This window comes from Bradyrhizobium sp. HKCCYLS2038, assembly GCF_051167655.1.
Classification (GTDB): Bacteria; Pseudomonadota; Alphaproteobacteria; order Rhizobiales; family Xanthobacteraceae; genus Bradyrhizobium.
In genome coordinates, this window is the sequence record NZ_JBNPTM010000001.1 from 679,269 (window position 1) to 697,956 (window position 18,688).

Annotated in this window: 15 protein-coding genes; 4 read left to right on the forward strand and 11 right to left on the reverse strand. The window is 66.2% G+C overall.

Annotated elements, in window-relative coordinates; translation table 11 throughout:
* The first annotated feature begins 59 nt into the window (after positions 1–59).
* From ACQR1I_RS03055 to ACQR1I_RS03070, 4 genes are all read left to right on the forward strand, one after another.
* On the forward strand, positions 60–887 hold the full coding sequence (locus tag ACQR1I_RS03055) for a DUF1295 domain-containing protein (protein WP_434865695.1): 828 nt from the start codon (positions 60–62) through the stop codon (positions 885–887).
* A 571-nt stretch (positions 888–1,458) separates the two neighbouring features.
* Positions 1,459–2,655, forward strand: a complete 1,197-nt coding sequence (locus tag ACQR1I_RS03060; RefSeq protein ID WP_434865696.1) for an efflux RND transporter periplasmic adaptor subunit — start codon at positions 1,459–1,461, stop codon at positions 2,653–2,655.
* A 6-nt stretch (positions 2,656–2,661) separates the two neighbouring features.
* Complete coding sequence (locus ACQR1I_RS03065) at positions 2,662–5,811, forward strand: multidrug efflux RND transporter permease subunit (RefSeq protein ID WP_434865697.1); 3,150 nt, start codon at positions 2,662–2,664, stop codon at positions 5,809–5,811.
* Between the two features lie 387 nt (positions 5,812–6,198).
* On the forward strand, positions 6,199–6,807 hold the full coding sequence (locus tag ACQR1I_RS03070; protein ID WP_434865698.1) for an outer membrane protein: 609 nt from the start codon (positions 6,199–6,201) through the stop codon (positions 6,805–6,807).
* A 237-nt stretch (positions 6,808–7,044) separates the two neighbouring features.
* Here ACQR1I_RS03070 and ACQR1I_RS03075 read toward each other — a convergent pair whose 3' ends face one another.
* From ACQR1I_RS03075 to tkt, 11 genes are all read right to left on the reverse strand, one after another.
* Positions 7,045–7,836 (reverse strand): inositol monophosphatase family protein, encoded by a 792-nt coding sequence (locus ACQR1I_RS03075; protein ID WP_434865699.1) that lies wholly within the window; start codon positions 7,834–7,836, stop codon positions 7,045–7,047.
* A gap of 141 nt (positions 7,837–7,977) precedes the next feature.
* Positions 7,978–9,063, reverse strand: coding sequence for a tetratricopeptide repeat protein (locus ACQR1I_RS03080; RefSeq protein WP_434865700.1), 1,086 nt, complete (start codon positions 9,061–9,063; stop codon positions 7,978–7,980).
* 7 nt (positions 9,064–9,070) lie between these two features.
* A complete protein-coding gene (locus ACQR1I_RS03085) occupies positions 9,071–9,748 on the reverse strand; it encodes a thiamine phosphate synthase (RefSeq protein ID WP_434865701.1) in 678 nt (225 codons plus the stop codon).
* On the reverse strand, positions 9,749–9,973 hold the full coding sequence (locus ACQR1I_RS03090) for a hypothetical protein (protein WP_434888700.1): 225 nt from the start codon (positions 9,971–9,973) through the stop codon (positions 9,749–9,751).
* A 365-nt stretch (positions 9,974–10,338) separates the two neighbouring features.
* Positions 10,339–11,406 (reverse strand): class II fructose-bisphosphate aldolase, encoded by a 1,068-nt coding sequence (fba, locus tag ACQR1I_RS03095; protein WP_434865703.1) that lies wholly within the window; start codon positions 11,404–11,406, stop codon positions 10,339–10,341.
* Between the two features lie 187 nt (positions 11,407–11,593).
* Positions 11,594–11,851 carry a hypothetical protein gene (locus tag ACQR1I_RS03100; protein WP_434865704.1) on the reverse strand — a complete coding sequence of 86 codons (258 nt, stop codon included), beginning with the start codon at positions 11,849–11,851 and terminating at the stop codon, positions 11,594–11,596.
* Positions 11,852–11,897: 46 nt separating this feature from the next.
* Entirely contained in the window at positions 11,898–13,088 is a 1,191-nt protein-coding gene (locus ACQR1I_RS03105; protein WP_434865705.1) for a phosphoglycerate kinase, read from the reverse strand.
* A 24-nt stretch (positions 13,089–13,112) separates the two neighbouring features.
* On the reverse strand, positions 13,113–13,253 hold the full coding sequence (locus ACQR1I_RS03110; RefSeq protein WP_434865706.1) for a hypothetical protein: 141 nt from the start codon (positions 13,251–13,253) through the stop codon (positions 13,113–13,115).
* Between the two features lie 66 nt (positions 13,254–13,319).
* A complete protein-coding gene (gene gap / locus ACQR1I_RS03115) occupies positions 13,320–14,327 on the reverse strand; it encodes a type I glyceraldehyde-3-phosphate dehydrogenase (RefSeq protein ID WP_434865707.1) in 1,008 nt (335 codons plus the stop codon).
* 174 nt (positions 14,328–14,501) lie between these two features.
* Positions 14,502–16,352, reverse strand: a complete 1,851-nt coding sequence (gene recQ / locus ACQR1I_RS03120; protein WP_434865708.1) for a DNA helicase RecQ — start codon at positions 16,350–16,352, stop codon at positions 14,502–14,504.
* A gap of 231 nt (positions 16,353–16,583) precedes the next feature.
* Positions 16,584–18,569 (reverse strand): transketolase, encoded by a 1,986-nt coding sequence (tkt, locus tag ACQR1I_RS03125; protein ID WP_434865709.1) that lies wholly within the window; start codon positions 18,567–18,569, stop codon positions 16,584–16,586.
* Positions 18,570–18,688 lie beyond the last annotated feature (119 nt).

Genomic DNA, 18,688 nt, shown 5'->3' on the forward strand with positions numbered 1-18,688 from the left:
GAGATCCGCGGCGTAGTTAGTCCCACCTTCATATTTAGCTGGAATGCCCGGGCTTTGTCATGACGATCATTGATTATCTCGAGGCCCTGGCGGCGCTCGGGGTGGCGCTCTCCCTGCTGATGGCCAAGGCCTGGGTGCTGCAGCAGCGCACCGGGAATTCAGGCTGGGTCGACACGTTCTGGACATTTTCCGTCGGCCTGGTCGGGGCCTTCGGCGCGATCTGGCCCGTGGCCGGCATCCTCCCCGGCCCACGGCAATGGCTGGTCGCCGTGCTGGTCGCGGTCTGGGCGCTGCGTCTGGGCGGACATATCGCGCTGCGCAGCCGCGGCAGCGCCGACGACCCCCGCTATGCCGAGCTGACCCGGCAATGGGGCGATGCGGCGCCGTGGCGGATGTTCGTGTTCCTGCAGCAGCAGGCCTGTGGGGCGATCCCGCTGGTGTTTGCGGTGTTCGTCGCCGCCCATGCGCCGGCGGCCGAGCTCCGCCTGCAGGACTATCTGGGCATCCTCGTGCTCGTCCTGGGCATCGCCGGGGAGGGGGTCGCCGATGCGCAGCTCAAGGCCTTCCGCCGTGATCCAGCGAACAAGGGCAAAGTCTGCGACGTCGGCCTGTGGCGCTGGTCGCGGCACCCCAACTACTTCTTCGAGTGGGTGTGCTGGCTGTCCTATCCCGTCATCGCGCTGTCAGCGGATCATCCCTGGGGCCTGGCCAGCCTGCTTGCGCCGCTGATGATGTACTGGTTCCTGGTTCACGTCACCGGCATTCCGCCGCTCGAGGAGCACATGCTGCGCTCGCGCGGCGAGCGCTACCGGGCCTACCAGGCGCGTACGAGCATGTTCTTTCCGCTGCCGAGCCGGTTCCTGCTCTCCTCGAAGCGGGTCACATAATCAGGAAAGCCCCGGCCAAGACGGCAAGATTTAGCCCGCGATCCGGTACGCATAACGAGGGATCTGATCGTCGATCCCGAACGAAGTAGATCACCGCACCACGTCGAGCTGTGTCGCCCTTTGTCTCTGCCTATGCGGCGGGTTCGTGAGTTGGCTCCGATCGCCAGCAGGTGGATGATTCGAATTTTCGTTGGCTGTTAGGACCGAGCTGGACTGAGCGAGTTTGTAGATCTTCAGAGCCGCAACTTTGTAGTTGCTCGCGGGATCAGATGCCGCCGACGATAACGTCCAATGGTGTGGCAGGACGTCACAGGTCCTGGCGAGATCCGAATTCGAACTCCGTGGTCACGCCCCTGAACTCATCGCCACAATGCGCTCACAATCCGGTGAATCAGAAAAATGCCTGTTCTTTCAGTCCTATAGGTTCGTGTGACATCTGGCCGCCCGGTTCCGCGTTGCGTCGCACCACTTGCCTTCTATGTTGGCCAGCAACACGGGTGCCAGAAAGGCGCCATGACCGAGCCATCCGGTCGACCGCTTTTCATCATCATCGAGGGGGCTTTCCTACCCAATGTCTCGTTTCCGTGCGCCGCTGGTCGGCAGTGCCTTGATGCTCGCGGCGGCCGTGCCGCTTCTGGCCGGCTGTAACGAAGCAACCCAGGCTCAGGCCTCCGCCAACGACCAGATCGTCGTTCCCGACGTCGGCATCATCACGGTCGAGCAGAAGGCGCGGGCGATCGTGCGCGAGCTGCCCGGCCGCATCGCGCCGACCCGCGTCTCCGACGTGCGGCCGCGCGTGTCCGGCATCATCGTCGAGCGGCTGTTCCGCCAGGGCAGCGAGGTCAAGGCGGGCGACCCGCTCTACCGCATCGACCCGAAGCCGTTCGAGGTCGAGATCATGTCGAGCCGCGCCGCGCTGGCCAAGGCGGAAGCGGTGCACGAGCGCGCCGTGCAGCAGGCGAACCGCATTGCGCAGCTGTTCAAGGAGCGCGCGGCGCCGGCCGTCGAGAACGAGAAGGCGATCTCTGGGGAGCGCGAGGCCGCGGCGGACATCGAGGCTCGCAAGGCGGATCTCGCACGCGCCCAGCTCAATCTCGACTACGCGACCGTGCGCGCGCCGATCGACGGCATCGTCGGCGCGGCCCAGCTCAGCGAAGGCGCCATTGTGGTCCAGAACGAGACCTCGCTGGTGACGATCCAGCAGCTCGATCCGATCTATGCCGACTTCACGCAGTCCGTCAGCGAGCTCAATCGCCTCCGCCGCGCCTTCGAGTCCGGCGACCTCGACCAGATCGCGCCAGACGCGATCAAGGTCCGGCTCGTGCTCGACGACGGCACGCCCTATTCGATTCCTGGCCGGCTGCTGTTCTCCGACGCCAAGGTCGATGCCGCGACCGGCCAGGTCACCTTGCGCGGCGAGTTCGCAAATCCGAAGCGCGAGCTGCTGCCGGGCATGTATGTGCGCGTCCGCATAGAGCAGGGCATCGACAGCGATTCGGTGGCGGTGCCGCAGCAGGCGGTGCAGCGCAACGCCGCCGGCGGCTCCGAGGTCTATGTCATTCGCGACGATCATCGCGCGATCGCGCGTCCGATTCGCACCGGCCCGGTGCAGGACGGCCTCGTGCTGATCACCGACGGTCTGCGCACCGGCGACAAGGTCGTGGTCGACGGCTTCCAGAAGTTTGCCGCCGGCGACAAGGTCGCGCCGCAGGCCTGGACCGAAGTCAGCGTCGCGACCCAGCTCGAAACCAAGTCAGCGTCGCGGTAAGTCCTGATGCCGAGCTTCTTCATCGACAGGCCGATCTTCGCCTGGGTCGTCGCGCTGTTCATCTGCCTGATCGGTGCGATCGCGATCCCGCTCTTGGCGGTGGCGCAATATCCGATCATCGCGCCGCCCTCGATCTCGATCTCCACCAGCTATCCCGGCGCTTCGCCCGAGAATCTCTACAACAGCGTCACGCGGCTGATCGAGGAGGAGCTCAACGGCGCCTCCGGCATTCTGAACTTCGAATCGACCAGCGACTCGCTCGGCCAGGTCGAGATCACGGCGAACTTCGTGCCGGGCACGTCGACCAACGACGCCTCGGTCGAGGTGCAGAATCGCTTGAAGCGCGTCGAGGCGCGGCTGCCGCGTGCGGTCATCCAGCAGGGCATCCTGGTCGAGGAAGCCTCGGCCGCGGTGCTGCAGATCATCACCCTCAAATCGACCGACGGCAGCCTCGACGAGGTCGGCCTCGGCGACTTCATGATCCGCAACGTGCTCGGCGAAATCAGGCGCATTCCCGGCGTCGGCCGTGCCACGCTGTATTCGACAGAGCGCTCGCTGCGCGTCTGGCTCGATCCGGCCAAGCTGACTGGCTATGGCCTCACCGCCGACGACGTCACCAAGGCGATCGGCGCGCAGAACGCCCAGGTCGCCTCCGGCAGCATCGGAGCGGAGCCGGCGACGACCGTGCAGCGCACTTCGGCGCTGGTGCTGGTCAAGGGCCAGCTCGATTCGCCCGACGAGTTCGGATCGATCATCCTGCGCGCCAATGCCGACGGTTCGACGGTGCGGCTGCGCGACGTCGCCCGCATCGAGATCGGCGGCCTGAGCTATCAGTTCAACACCCGCCTCAATGGCAAGCCGACCGCGGGCCTGTCGGTGCTGCTATCGCCGACCGGCAATGCGCTGGCCACCGCGAGCGCGGTCGAGGCCAAGATGAAGGAGCTGTCGCGCTTCTTCCCGTCCACCATCGCCTATGAGATTCCTTACGACATCACCCCGGTGGTGAAGGCCTCGATCAAGCGCGTGCTGATGACGCTGGTCGAAGCCGTGGTGCTGGTGTTCGTGGTGATGTTCCTGTTCCTGCAGAACATCCGCTACACCATCATCCCGACCATCGTCGTGCCCGTCGCGCTACTCGGCACCTGCGCGACGCTGATGCTGGTGGGCTACTCCATCAACATGCTGACGATGTTCGGCATGGTGCTCGCAGTCGGCATCCTCGTCGACGACGCCATCGTTGTGGTCGAGAACGTCGAGCGCATCATGAGCGAGGAGGGGCTGTCGCCGAAAGAGGCGACGCGCAAGGCGATGAGCCAGATCACCGGCGCTATCATCGGCATCACGCTGGTGCTGATGGCAGTGTTCGTGCCGATGGCGTTCTTCCCCGGATCGGTCGGCATTATCTACCGGCAGTTCTCGGTCACCATGGTCGCGGCGATCGGTTTCTCGGCGTTGCTCGCGCTGTCGCTCACGCCCGCGCTGTGCGCGACCCTGCTGAAGCCGGTGCAGGCCGGTCATGGCCACGCCAAGACGGGCGTGTTCGGCTGGTTCAACCGCTTCATGGACGGAAGCCGCAACCGCTACACCGGCGTGGTCGGCGCTTCGCTGAAGCGCACCGGACGGCTGATGCTGATCTACGCGATCTTCATCGTCGGCCTGTCCTGGGCGTTCATCCAGCTGCCCGGTGGCTTCCTGCCGGTCGACGACCAGGGCTTCATCACGACCGACGTGCAGACGCCGGCGGATTCGTCCTATGCGCGGACTCAAGCTGCCGTCGAAGCGGTGGAGAAATATCTGGCCAAGCGCGACGGCATCGAGGACGTCACCTTCCTCACCGGCTTCAGCTATGCCGGCCAGGGCGTCAACACCGCGCAGGCCTTCATCTCGCTGAAGGACTGGTCGGAGCGCGGCAAGCGCGACAGCGCAGCCGCGCTGGTCGCAGACATCAACCGCGATCTCGCCGGCCTGCGCGACGCCAAGATCACCGCGCTGCAGCCGCCGCCGATCGACAATCTCGGCAACTCCTCCGGCTTCAGCTTCCGCCTGCAGGACCGCGGGCAGAAGGGCTATGTCGCGCTCGTCGCGGCCGCCGACCAGCTGATCGCGGAGGCCAATGCCAGCCCGGTGCTGCAGAAGGTCTATATCGAGGGCCTGCCGCAGGGGCCCCAGGTCAATTTGATGATCGATCGCGAGAAGGCCAGCGCCTTTGGCGTCACCTTCGAGGACATCAACAACACGATCTCGACCAATCTCGGCTCGACCTATGTCAACGACTTCCCGAACCGCGGCCGCATGCAGCGCGTCGTGGTGCAGGCGGACCGCATCAGCCGCATGAATGCGGACGACATCCTCAACTACAGCGTCAAGAACGCCAAGGGACAGCTGGTGCCGTTCTCGTCGTTCGCGACCATCCAGTGGGCCAAGGGACCGAGCCAGATTGCCGGCTTCAACTACTATCCGGCGATCCGCATCTCCGGCGAGGCGAGGCCTGGCTTCACCTCGGGCGACGCGCTCAACGAGATGGAGCGGCTCGCCGGCAAGCTGCCGCGCGGCTTCGGCTATGAATGGACCGGCCAGTCGCTGCAGGAGAAGCTGTCGGGCTCGCAGGCGCCGCTGCTGCTGGGATTGTCGGCGCTGGTCGTGTTCCTGTGCCTCGCTGCGCTTTATGAGAGCTGGACGATTCCGCTTGCGGTCCTGCTGACGGTGCCGCTCGGCATCCTCGGCGCCGTGGTCGCGGCCAATCTGCGCGGCCTGTCCAACGACGTGTACTTCACGGTGGCGCTGATCACGATCATCGGCCTCGCGGCGAAGGACGCCATCCTGATCATCGAGTTCGCCAAGGATCTGCGTGCCCACGGAAAGCCGCTGGTCGCGGCGACCATCGAGGCATGCTCGCTGCGCTTCCGCCCGATCATCATGACCGGCCTCGCCTTCGTCTGCGGCGTGCTGCCGATGTCGATCGCGACAGGCGCCGGCGGCGCCAGCCAGCAGGCGCTCGGCACCAACGTGATGGGCGGCATGATCGCGGTCGTGATCCTGGCGCTGCTGATGGTGCCGGTGTTCTTCGTCTCCGTGCAGCGCGTGCTCGCCGGCGATCGCGAGAAGGCGTCGGCGCAGGCGGAGGCTTATGGGCCGCCGGCGCCAGTGAAGTCGTAGACGGTCACGATTGCGATCACGATGACTCGCTCGACCTTTTGAGCCGCAATCCCACCACGCTGTCGGTGCGCTCCCCTCCCCCACTTGCGGGGAGGGGGGAGGGGGCGGGGGTGGGGGCCCCGATTCCGCTCGACTTAATGGAATCCGTTCCAAGCTCACAACGCGCGGTTCATTTGCGCTTAGCTCGAACACAAGATTCGACGTTCATTCATGTCCGCTAGGAGGGCGTGCAATCCACGAACGTCAGCGCCCGTGGACCCCCACCCCCGACCCCTCCCCGCGAGGGGGAGGGGGCGTACCGGCCGAGTGGCGTGGACGGAGCCTCACCTCGTGACTGGAGTTCGACGCTCGGTGCGTGTATGATTTGCCGACACGTGACGGGTACGCATGTCGATGGTCTTTCGCAAATCTGCTCTCGTATTCGCGCTTGCTGGTCTTTGCCTCGGTGCTCCAGCTGCTCGCGCCCAGTCAGGGCCGGTGCAGTATTGGCTGCCGGGCTGGCCGATCGGGTTCAGCACCGATCCGGGCGTCGTCCAGAGCCTGGATTCCTACGGCAACGTCCCGAGCTTCACGACGAGCGGCAGCAACACCGGCTTCTTCTCGCGCAGCTACAGCGTCACCAACAACTGGTCGAGCCTTTCGGGTGTCGGTCTGAGCTCGAACATCGTCAACCGCTATGGCTCGCTCGGCAGCTACACCACCCAGGGCGCGCAATACGGCTACACGTTCAAGAACGGCGTCAGCTTCTATGGCGGCTTCGATACGCTGAAATTCAATCCCGGCGTCGGCGGGCCGTTCGCGACGTTCGATTCGCGCTCCACCTCGACGCCCGCCTACGCCATCAATGGCGGCGTCGAGTTCAAGCCGAGCTCCAACGTCAGCCTGTCGCTCGGCTTCAGCTACGCCGGCCAGTCATCCAGCCGCGTCGACAGCGACATCAACTCGCCGGCGCTGCCCGGCGAGACGCCGCAGGCGTTCACCAGCGGCCGCAGATAGCCTTCACCCAATAAAGCTCAGCCGCCGACCACACCTTCGGTGTCGTCCCGGACAAGCGCGCGGCACGCGCGTGCCGATCCGGGATCCATACTCCCAGGGAGATGTTCGAGCCACGCTGGTCGACGAGTGCTGCCTGGCCACGGCCGTCGGTGGCTACGGGTCCCGGCTCGAGGCCGGGACGACACCGTGTGGAGGGGAGCGGTGTGTCAAGCCTGAGAGCCGATGCAGCCGCGCGAACTACGCCGCCGCCTTCAGCACCTTCACCAGCTCGCGGTGGATGATCTCGTTGCCGCAGATGACGTGTCCGGTGGCCAGCGCGTCTTCCTTGCCGTCGATGCCGGAGACGGTGCCGCCGGCCTCGCGCACCATGATCATGCCCGCCGCGATGTCCCAGGGCTGCAAATCGCGCTCCCAGAAGGCATCGAAGCGGCCGGCGGCGACGAAGGCGAGGTCGAGCGAGGCGGCGCCGAAGCGGCGGAGGCCCGCGACCTTGACCTGCAGCGCGGTCATCTCGCGCAGGAAGAGCTGATGGTCGCCGCGGCCGATATGCGGCAGGCCGCAGGCGATGACGCATTCATGCAGCTGCTTGCGAGCGGCGACGCGCAGCCGTTGGTCGTTGAGGAACGCGCCCTTGCCGCGCTCGGCGATGTACAGCTCGTCGTTGGCCGGGTTGTAGATCACGCCGGCGATCACGGTGTCCTCGCGCTGGAGCGCGATCGAGATCGCGAATTGCGGGATGCCGTGCAGGAAGTTGGTGGTGCCGTCGAGCGGATCGACGATCCAGGTGTGCGACTTGTCGCTGCCTTCCCGCTTGCCGCCTTCCTCGCCGAGGAAGCCGTAGCCCGGACGGGCCTTGGAGAGGTCCTCGTAGAGCATCTCCTCGGCCTTCTTGTCGGCGCGGGAGACGAAGTTCGCCGGTCCTTTCAGCGACACCTGCAGGTGCTCGATCTCGCCGAGGTCGCGCTTGAGGTTGCGGCCGGCCCGGCGCGCGGCCTTGACCATGACATTGATGAGGGCGGAATGAATCATATGCTCGATGCGCTGGGCTGACCGCACCTTGCGGTGCGCGCCTCGCCCGGAAGCGGGGGAGGCGGGTGAAAATGGCTGGTTGTGGGTGCCCTGAAGGGGCCGCCGCGTCAAGGCCGGATCAGGCGCCGGCCGATGTCGCGGTTACCTGATGGTGCCGAGCCAGCGCTTGGCCGCCTGCTCGCCCTTGGCGCGGTCCTCGGGCGGCATGTCGGCGAACTTCTCGTCGAGCTTGGGGTCGCCCTTGCCGGCGGTCTTGGCCACCAGGTGCCACTTGTACGCCTCGACTTTGTCCATTGGCGTGGCAATGCCGTACAGCAGCACCCAGGCCAGCCGGTTCTGGGCCAACGGGCTGTTCTGCCGGGCGGCCCTGCGCAGCAGCGATATTGCCGCCGGCTGGTCCTTCGGGACGCCGGTGCCGTTGAACAGCGCAATGGCGTATTCGACCTCGGCGTCGATATTGTCGGCGATCGCGGCCGCCTGCAGCAGCCGGGCGGCCTTCTCCAGATCCTTCGGCACGCCGGTTCCCTCCTTGTAGAAGGTTGCCAGCGCGTATTGCGCCTCGGCATTGCCGGCCTCCGCCGCCAGGCGCAACAGCTCGGCCGAGCGCCGCAGATCCTGCGGGAACGTCTGGCCATCGAGATAGAGCAAAGCGAGATTATAGGCGGCCTTGGGCTCGCCGAGCTTGGCGGCGGACGCCAGCAGCTTCACCGCCTCCAGCTTGTCGACCGGGCCGCCGCGTCCTGCCAGCCGCATCATCGCCAGCGCGAACATCGCCTCGCGGTCGCCGGCCTCGGCAGCACGCTTGTACCAGATTGCCGCCTTCTCATAGTCACGCCGAATGCCCTGGGCGTTTTCATAGAGCTGCCCGAGCATCGCCATCGCCTTGGGATCGCCGGCCTGCGCGCGGGGCGTCGCCAGGTCGAACGCAGTCTTGTACTGGCCGCGCTGATAGGCGCCGTAGACCAGGTCCACATTGGCGGCCGGTTGCGGCGCCGGTGCCGGTGCCGGTGCCGGGGGAGCCGGCTTGGCGGCTGGGGCAGGAGCCGGCTTCTTGGCGGCCAACGGTGGGGCCGGGGGCTTCGGCCTCTCAGCCGGTCGTTCGGCGGGTTTCGGCTTGTCGGCCGGCGGCTGCTGCTGGGCGGGAGGCGTCAACGAGATCTGCGCGCGTGCGCTCGGCGTCGCCATTGCGAGCGCAGCCACGAGACATGTCAGGCGCCGGATCGTCATGCGTCGTTCAGCTCTGTGCCGCCGTGACGGCAGAGGCCGCCGCATGGACCTGGCGCAGCGCCGCGCCGATCTCGGCGAGGGCGGCGGCCGGGCCGCGTTCGTCGTTCCAGACGAGGTCGTCGACGAGCACGAAATCGGCGCCTGCAGCGACGAAGTCGGCAGCTTCCTTCAGAGAGATCGCATAGCCGACGCAAGGCGGCTCGAACAGTTCGGCCCACCAGGCCAGGCGCTCGTTGACGGCGTCGGGCGACGGGCGGCGTCCCTGCGCATCGCGTTCGCCGAACAGCACATAGTCAGCACCGAGCTCGCCCGCGCGCATCGAATCGTGCCGCGTCGACAGGCCGCCGCTGCCGGCGATGCGGTCCGGCTTCAAGCCGGGCATGGCCTCCTCCAGCGCGGCGATGCCGGTCAGATGTGCGCCGTCCGCACCGGCGCGGGCCACGATATCGGCGTGGCCGTCGATCAGCAGCGCCGCGCCGGTGTTCTGGATGGCTGGCGCGAGCGTCTTGACGGTCGTGATCATGCTGCGCGGATCGCTCTCCTTGAGCCGCACCAGCACCGCGGCGACGTCGGCGCTGGCGAGGATCGCGGGCAGGCTGGCGGCGAGCGCCGCCGCGTCGGTCACGATCGGCGTCGCCAGATAGAGGCGCGGCTGCGGCCGCGCTGAAGTCGTCTTGCCGGACACTTATGCCGCCTTCTTGTCGCGCCGCGTCACCACGTAGCGGCAAATCATGTCATTGTCGATGCAGTGAGGCACGGCCCGCCATCGGGCGCGGCGTGCGCCCTGCGGGTAGTACGTGATGCGATGATCCGCAAGCCCAGCGAGCCGCGTGGTTCGGTCAGCGGCGTAGCCCAGGCCGGGGACCACCGCGGCAACGGCAACGGCGTTGCGTGCGAAGATGTCCATCATCTGCTCCAGACGGCACCTGCCCTGCAGGTCAAACTAGACGGTTCTCAGGCGGTTGCCGAGCAAACATTGGTCGCAGCTGAGGCAGGCTCTCGCAGAGGTGAATGGGACGTTGATGGTGAGCACCCTGTCACCGCGCCGGCAGTCGGCTCCCCTCCGCCTCGTAACAATACAGAGATAGGAGGCTGTCGCGACGAACGATCCTGCCAGTTAGTTACTCCGTCATGCCCGGGCTCGTCGGGCATCCACGTCAGACTCAGGGTGCCGAACGACGCGGATGGCCGGGACAAGCCCGGCCATGACGACGTGGAGACAGGCGAGCCCAAGACTCCGATCGTCAACTGCGATAGCCCTGCAAAGGGGGCGGCTCACGCCACCTTCGGATCGAGCTCGCCCTTGGCGTACCGCTTGGCCATTTCGGCGGTCGTCAGCACGCGCTTGATCTTGCCGGCCTGGCCCGCGGTGTTGAACTCCTCGAAGCGCTGCTTGCAGAGCTTGGTCATCGCCTCCATGGCCGGCTTCAGGTACTTGCGCGGATCGAACTCTTCGGGGTGCTGCGACAGCACCTTGCGGATCTGCCCGGTCATCGCCATGCGGTTGTCGGTGTCGATGTTGATCTTGCGGACGCCGTTCTTGATGCCGCGCTGAATCTCCGCGACCGGCACGCCCCAGGTCGGCTTCATCTTGCCGCCGAAGGAGTTGATGATCTCCTGCAGGTCCTGCGGCACCGACGACGAGCCGTGCATGACGAGATGCGTGTTCGGCAGCTTGCGGTGAATCTCCTCGATCACGTTCATGGCGAGGATGTCGCCGTCCGGCTTGCGCGTGAACTTGTAGGCGCCATGCGAGGTGCCCATCGCGATCGCCAGCGCGTCGACCTGGGTCGCCTGCACGAACTTCACCGCCTCGTCGGGATTGGTGAGCAACTGGTCATGCGACAGCTTGCCTTCGGCGCCGTGGCCGTCCTCCTTGTCGCCCATGCCGGTCTCGAGCGAGCCGAGCACGCCGAGCTCGCCCTCGACCGAGATGCCGCCGAGATGCGCCATGGTGGTCACCGTCTTGGTGACGCCGACATTGTAGTCCCAGTCGCCCGGGGTCTTGCCGTCGGCCTTGAGCGAGCCGTCCATCATCACGGAGGTAAATCCGGATTGGATCGCGGTCATGCAGGTCGCCGGCTCGTTGCCGTGGTCGAGGTGCACGCAGATCGGGATCTGCGGATAGATCTCGGTCAGCGCATCCATCATGTGCTTGAGCATGACGTCGTTGGCGTAGGCGCGGGCGCCGCGCGAGGCCTGGATGATGACCGGGGCCTCAGTCGAGCTCGCCGCCTCCATGATCGCCAGCGCCTGCTCCATATTGTTGATGTTGAAGGCCGGGACGCCGTAATCGTGCTCCGCCGCGTGATCGAGCAATTGACGCAAGGTAATGCGGGCCATGGCTGGAACTCCCTGATCAAGAATTGGACGGCGGTGGCTGACGCACGCGCCGAAACTGCTGCACCGTGCATAACGCGGTGGGGGGCGGAATCCAAGGGTGGCGGCGACGCAGGCGGGAGCTGAGAGGCCGTGTTTGGGCTAGCAGCCGGAGCTGCGCCCACAGGCCGATGGCGCTGTGGCCGCAGGATCAGGTCTTCCTGGCTTCGAGAGCCGCCATTCGCTCCTCGACCGCACTGACCCGCTCGTCGAAGTCACTGGCAGCGGCGCGCATCATGACCAGCATGCCAGCGGAATCACGGCGCTGCTTTCGGATCAAGGCTTCCATGCGCTCGTGTTCGGCCCGGTTGTCCTGCCTGAATTGACTGACCTCCGATCGAAGCGCAGCAACACTCTCCTGGATCTTCACCAGGATCGGAAGGACAGCGTCTGTCGGGGTCTCGGCCATGGATGGAACATAACAGAAACATCCATGGCCGACAAGTATCAAAGCGTCAGGCTTTCAGCACCTCGACGCCCGGCAGCGGCTTGCCTTCCATCCATTCCAGGAAGGCGCCGCCGGCTGTCGAGACGTAGCTGAAGTCGCCGGCCACGCCGGCCTGGTTGAGCGCCGCAACGGTATCGCCGCCGCCTGCCACCGAGATCAGCTTCTTGGCCTTGGTACGCTCCGCCGCATGCTTGGCGGCGACCATGGTGCCGCGGTCGAACGGGTTCAGCTCGAAGGCGCCGAGCGGGCCGTTCCACACCAGGGTGGCGGCGTCGTCGATCGCGGCATGGATGCGCGCGGTCGATTGCGGGCCGACGTCGAGGATCATGCTGTCAGGCGGGATCGCGTCGAGACCGTAGGCGAACGACGGCGAGTTGGCCGCGAAGTGATAGGACACGGTTGCGTCCACCGGCAGGATGATGGCGCAGTTCGCGGCTTCGGCCTTCTCCATGATCCGCAGCGCGGTCGCGGCGAGATCCTTCTCGGCCAGCGACTTGCCGATCTGCACGCCCTGCGCATGCAGGAAGGTGTTGGCCATGCCGCCGCCGATCACCAACGCATCGACCTTCGACACGAGGTTTTCCAACAGGTCGATCTTGGTCGAGACCTTGGCGCCGCCGACGATGGCGATGACCGGCTTGGCCGGTTTTCCCAGCGCCTTGTCGAGCGCGTCGAGCTCGGCCTGCATGGTGCGGCCGGCATAGGCCGGCAGCTTGTGGCCGAGGCCTTCGGTCGAGGCATGGGCGCGATGCGCGGCGGAGAACGCGTCGTTGACCCAGATGTCGCCGAGCTTGGCGAGCTCGGCCACGAACGCCGGATCGTTCTTTTCCTCTTCCTTGTGGAAGCGGGTGTTCTCCAGGCACAGCACGTCGCCGTCCTTCATCGCGGCGATCGCGGTGGCGGCCGACTCGCCGACGCAATCATCGGCGAACGCGACCGGGCGCTTGATGACTTGCGACAGCGCCGCGGCGACCGGCTTCAGCGAGTCCTTGGCGTCGCGGCCCTTCGGCCGGCCGAAATGGGCGAGCAGGATGACCTTGCCGCCCTTGCTCGCAAGCTCATTGATGGTCGGCGCAACGCGCTCCAGGCGCGTGGCATCGGTCACGTGGCCATTCTCCATGGGCACGTTGAGATCGACGCGCAGCAGCACGCGCTTGCCCTTGGGATCGACGTCATCGAGGGTGCGGAATTGTGTCATGTCATGCTCGCTAGTTCGCGGAGGTCATGAGGAGCCAATGCCAGGTGGCGGCTCCGGTGTTGAATCCTGCCGAGATGTGACCTTGCCGCCCTGGCGCACGCCGTACACGATCAAGCCAATCAGCAGGATCACGCCGGGAATTCCGAGCCAGTGCGGAAGGGTCATGATGCTCTCCTGAGCCGTCATTCCGGGTTCGCCTCTGCGAGGCGCCCCGGAATGACTGGGACAGAGTTACAGCAGCTTGCCCATCGCCACAGCCGTGTCGGCCATGCGGTTGGAGAAGCCCCACTCGTTGTCGTACCAGGACATCACGCGCACGAGGTTGCCGTTCATGACCTTGGTCTGGTCCATGTGGAACGTCGAGGAGTGCGGGTCGTGGTTGAAGTCGATCGAGACGTTCGGCGCGTTGGTGTAGCCGAGCACGCCCTTGAGCTCCTGCTCGGCAGCGCGCTTGATCGCCTCGTTGATCTCCTTCGGATCGGTGTTGCGCTTGGCGACGATCTTGAGGTCGACCACCGAGACGTTCGGCGTCGGCACGCGGATCGCGACGCCGTCGAGCTTGCCCTTGAGCTCCGGCAGCACGAGGCCGATCGCCTTGGCGGCACCGGTCGAGGTCGGGATCATCGACATCGCTGCCGCGCGGCCGCGGTAGAGATCCTTGTGCATGGTGTCGAGCGTCGGCTGGTCGCCGGTGTAGGCGTGGATCGTGGTCATGAAGCCGGTCTCGATGCCCACGGTGTCGTTCAGCACCTTGGCGACCGGGGCCAGGCAGTTCGTGGTGCACGAGCCGTTGGAGACGACCAGGTGATCCTTGGTCAGCGAGGTGTGGTTGACGCCGTAGACGATGGTGGCGTCGGCGCCGTCGGCCGGGGCCGAGACCAGCACGCGCTTGGCGCCGGCGGTCAGATGCGCGGAGGCCTTGTCCTTCGCGGTGAAGATGCCGGTGCATTCCAGCGCGATGTCGACGCCGAGATCCTTCCACGGCAGCTTCGACGGATCGCGTTCAGCCATGACCTTGATCTTGCCGTGGCCGATATCGATGCTATCGCCGTCGACGGTCACGGTGTGCGGGAAGCGGCCATGCACGCTGTCGAAGCGCAGCAGGTGGGCATTGGTCTCGACCGGGCCGAGATCGTTGATGCCGACCACCACGATGTCCTTGCGGCCCGATTCCGCGATGGCGCGCAGCACGTTGCGGCCGATGCGGCCAAACCCGTTGATCCCGACCCGGACTGCCATTTTCGTCTCCTTCAATGACGTTTCTCATCCCCGTCTGCGTCCTCCTTTGGAAGGGCGCCACGAGGGTTTTGGAACTAATGCCGACCGGTTCTGCCGGACGGGAGCGGACGATAAGGCCCTTTTCGTAGACCTTTTTTGCGCCGATCTCAACCGTCTGGTGGCGATTCTGCTGCTTTAGGACCGTGCCGCTGCTATCAGCGCGAGCAGTTCGTCGCCGTAGTGCTCGAGCTTCTTGTCGCCGATCCCTGGTATATCACGCAGCTGGCCGAGCGTCGCCGGGCGGGCGCTGGCGATGCCATCGATGGTGGCGTCGTGCAGCACCACATAGGCTGGTACACCACGTTTTCGCGCAATCTCGGAGCGCCACGTCCGCAGGCTGGCAAGCAGGTTGGCATCACCTGCTGCAGCCGGCCGCGCCACCAGCTCGCCGCGCCGTGATTTGCTGCGGATCGCGCGTGCGGCGCCAGCCGTCTGCTCGCGGAGCATCACCGGAATCTCGCCCTTCAACACGGCGCGCGAGGTCTCTGTGAACTTCAGCGCACCATAGGCTTCGCTGTCCGGCGCCAGATGCCCCATCGCCACCAGCTGGCGCAGCGCGGCGCGCCATTGCTTCTCATTCAGCTCGCGCCCGATGCCGAACACCGACAATTGATCGTGTCCGAACTGCTTGACGCGCTCGGTCGCGCGGCCCACCAGCACGTCGATCAGGTGCATGGCGCCGAAGCGCTGGCCGGTGCGATAGGCACATGACAACAGCTTCTGCGCGATCACCTTGCCATCGTGCATTTTCGGCGGCGACACGCAGTTGTCACAATTGCCGCAGTTCTCGCCGGCCGGCGTTTCGCCGAAATAGCTCAGCAGCAGCTTGCGTCGGCAGCCGGCGGTCTCGGCCAGCGCGACCAGCGCGTCGAGCTTGCGGATCGACATCCGCTTGAACGCCTCGGCGCCGGTGGACTCGTCGATCATCCGGCGCTGCTGCACGATGTCGGACAGGCCATAGGCCATCCACGCGGTCGAGGGCTTGCCGTCGCGCCCGGCGCGCCCCGTCTCCTGATAGTAGGCCTCGATGCTCTTCGGCAGATCGAGATGCGCGACGAAGCGCACGTCGGGCTTGTCGATGCCCATGCCGAAAGCGACGGTCGCCACGACCACCACGCCGTCCTCGTTGATGAAGCGGTCCTGGTTGCGTGAGCGCACGCCCGGGTCGAGTCCGGCGTGATAGGGGATCGCTGTGATGCCGGCCTCGTTAAGCGCCGCCGCGGTGTCCTCGACCTTGGCGCGCGACAAGCAGTAGACGACGCCGGCGTCGCCCGCATGGCGCTCCTTGATGAAGGCCTTGAGCTGCGCGGGGCCGTTGTGCTTGTCGACGATCTCATAGCGGATGTTGGGACGGTCGAAGCTCGCGACGAATTGCGGCGCGTCGGTCAGGCTGAGCCGCTCGGCGATCTCCTTGCGCGTCAGCTCGTCGGCGGTCGCGGTCAGCGCGATGCGCGGCACGTTGGGGAAGCGCTCGGCGATGATCGAGAGGCCGATATACTCCGGGCGGAAGTCGTGCCCCCATTGCGACACGCAATGCGCCTCGTCGATCGCGAACAGCGCGATATCAGCGCGCTCCAAGAGCGACAGGCAGCGCGGCGTCACCAGCCGTTCGGGCGCGACGTAGAGCAGATCGAGATCGCCGACGATCAAGCGTCGTTCGACCTCGTCAGCTTCCTCGCGCGACAATGTGGAGTTCAGCACCGCGGCATTGACGCCAGCCTCGATCAGGCCGGCGACCTGGTCGCGCATCAGCGCGATCAGCGGCGACACCACGATGCCGCAGCCTTTGCGCAGCAGCGCCGGCAGCTGATAGCACAGCGACTTGCCGCCGCCGGTCGGCATCAGCACCAGGCAATTGCCGCCCTCGGCGACATGCCGGACCACCTTTTCCTGCGCGCCGCGAAACCCCGGCAGTCCGAACACCGAATGCAGCAAAGCCAGCGCGCGATCGGCCGTGTCGGTCGGGGCGTTCTGGGCTGAGGGCATGGGCTGCGCGGGAGCTTCCGAAGGTCAGGCGAACCGGCGTGTCAATCCACGCCTGTTCTCGTATTGTCCTCGTCTTGGCACGTCATAGTCAATCCATCTCCTCACCCTGAGGAGCCCGCCGGAGGCGGGCGTCTCGAAGGGCGAGGCCGCGATCAGCGCGGGCCTCATGGTTCGAGATGGCGCTTCGCGCCTCCTCACCATGAGGGTAACAACCAACTATTGGGCCAGACGTCAGCCCAGCCGCTTCACGGCTGCATCCACCGCCGCTTCGGCGGTGATGCCGAAATGCTTGTAGAGTTCCTTGGCCGGGCCGCTCTCGCCGAACGAATGCATGCCGACGAAGATGCCGTCCTGGCCGATGACGGCGTCCCAGCCCCAACGCACCGCGGCCTCGATGGCGATCTTGACCGGCGCGTGGCCGATGATCTTCGCCTTGGCCTCGGCCGGCTGCTCGAGCAGCAGCTCGAGCGAGGGCACCGAGACGACGCGCGCGGCGATGCCGCGCTCGGCGAGCTGCTTCTGCGCGGCTACCGCGATCTCGACCTCGGAGCCGGTCGCGAACAGCGACACCTTGGCCTCGCCTTGTGCGGCGACCAGCTCATAGCCGCCCTTGCTGCAGGGATTGTCTGATGGCGCCGAGGTGCGCAGCTGCGGCAGGTTCTGCCGCGTCAGCGCCAGCACGGTCGGGCCGTTGGTGCGGTTGAGCGCCAGCTCCCAGCATTCGGCGGTCTCGACCGCGTCGGCCGGGCGGAACACGCGCATGTTCGGGATCGCGCGCAGCGCCGCGAGATGCTCGACCGGCTGGTGCGTCGGGCCATCCTCGCCGAGGCCGATGGAGTCGTGGGTCATCACGTAGACCACGCCGGCGCCCATCAGCGCCGACAGCCGCATCGCGCCGCGTGCGTAGTCGGAGAACACCAGGAAGGTGGCGCCGTTCGGCGCAAAGCCGCCATGCAGGAAGATGCCGTTCATGCACGCCGCCATGCCGTGCTCACGGATGCCGTAATGGATGAAGCGGCCCTTCGGCGTCTTGGCCGAGAACGAGGTTGCCGACTTCGCCTTGTTGTTGTTGGAGCCGGTGAGGTCGGCGGAGCCGGCGACGAACTCGAATGGCATCGCCGCGGCGATCACCTCGATTGCGGCCTCCGACGATTTGCGGGTGGCGATATTGAGCGGATTTTCCAGCAGCGCCTTCTTATGGTCCTTCAGCGCCTTCGAAAGCGCCGCGGGGCGCTCGTGGCGCAGGCGGCGTTCGAACTCCGCCCGTTTGCGCGGGCCCATCTCGCCGAGCCGCGTCTCCCATTCGGCACGCGCGGCTGAACCGCGGCGGCCGGCCTCGCGCCAGGCGGCAAGCACGTCATCGGGCACAGAGAACGGCTCCTGCGAAATGCCGAGCTTCTCCTTGGCGCCCTTCAATTCCTCGGCGCCGAGCGCCTCGCCATGCACCTTGGAGGTGCCGGCCTTGGTCGGCGCGCCATAGCCGATCGTGGTCTTGCAGGCGATCAGCGACGGCCTGGAGGATTTCTGCGCGCGGGCGACCGCCGCGGCGATCGCCTCCGGGTCATGGCCGTCGATCAGTTCGGCGGCCCAGCCGGCCGACTTGAAGCGCTTTACCTGGTCGACCGAGTCGGCGATCGACAGCGGGCCGTCGATCGAAATGCCGTTGTCGTCCCACAGCACGATCAGCTTGTTGAGCTTCCAGTGCCCGGCCATCGCGATCGCTTCCTGGGAGATGCCCTCCATCAGGTCGCCGTCGGAGGCCAGCACGTAGGTGTGGTGGTCGACGATCTTCTTGCCGTACTCCGCCTGCAGCATCTTCTCGGCCAGCGCCATGCCGACCGCGGTGGAGATGCCCTGGCCGAGCGGGCCGGTGGTGGTCTCGATGCCCTTGGTGCGGAAATTCTCCGGGTGGCCGGGGGTCAGCGAATCGACCTGGCGGAAGCGCTTGATCTGGTCGAGCGTCATCTCCTCGTTGCCGGTCAGGTACAGCAGCGCATAGAGCAGCATCGAGCCATGGCCGGCGGACAGCACGAAGCGGTCGCGGTCCGGCCAGGCGGGCGCTGCGGCATCGTATTTCAGCACGCGGGTGAACAGCACCGTGGCGACGTCGGCGGCGCCCATCGGCAGGCCGGGATGGCCCGATTTCGCCTTCTCGACGGCATCCATCGCGAGCGCGCGGATGGCATTGGCCATGCGGGAATGTTCGACCTGCGTCATGCTGGAATCCGTCCAAACGTGAAGTGCTGCTGACTGGGAAGCCGCCGGTTTTGGGCTGGCGGACCGGGATTTTGCGGGCTGATTAGCACCTCGGTTCCGGGAATCAAAGGCAATGCAAC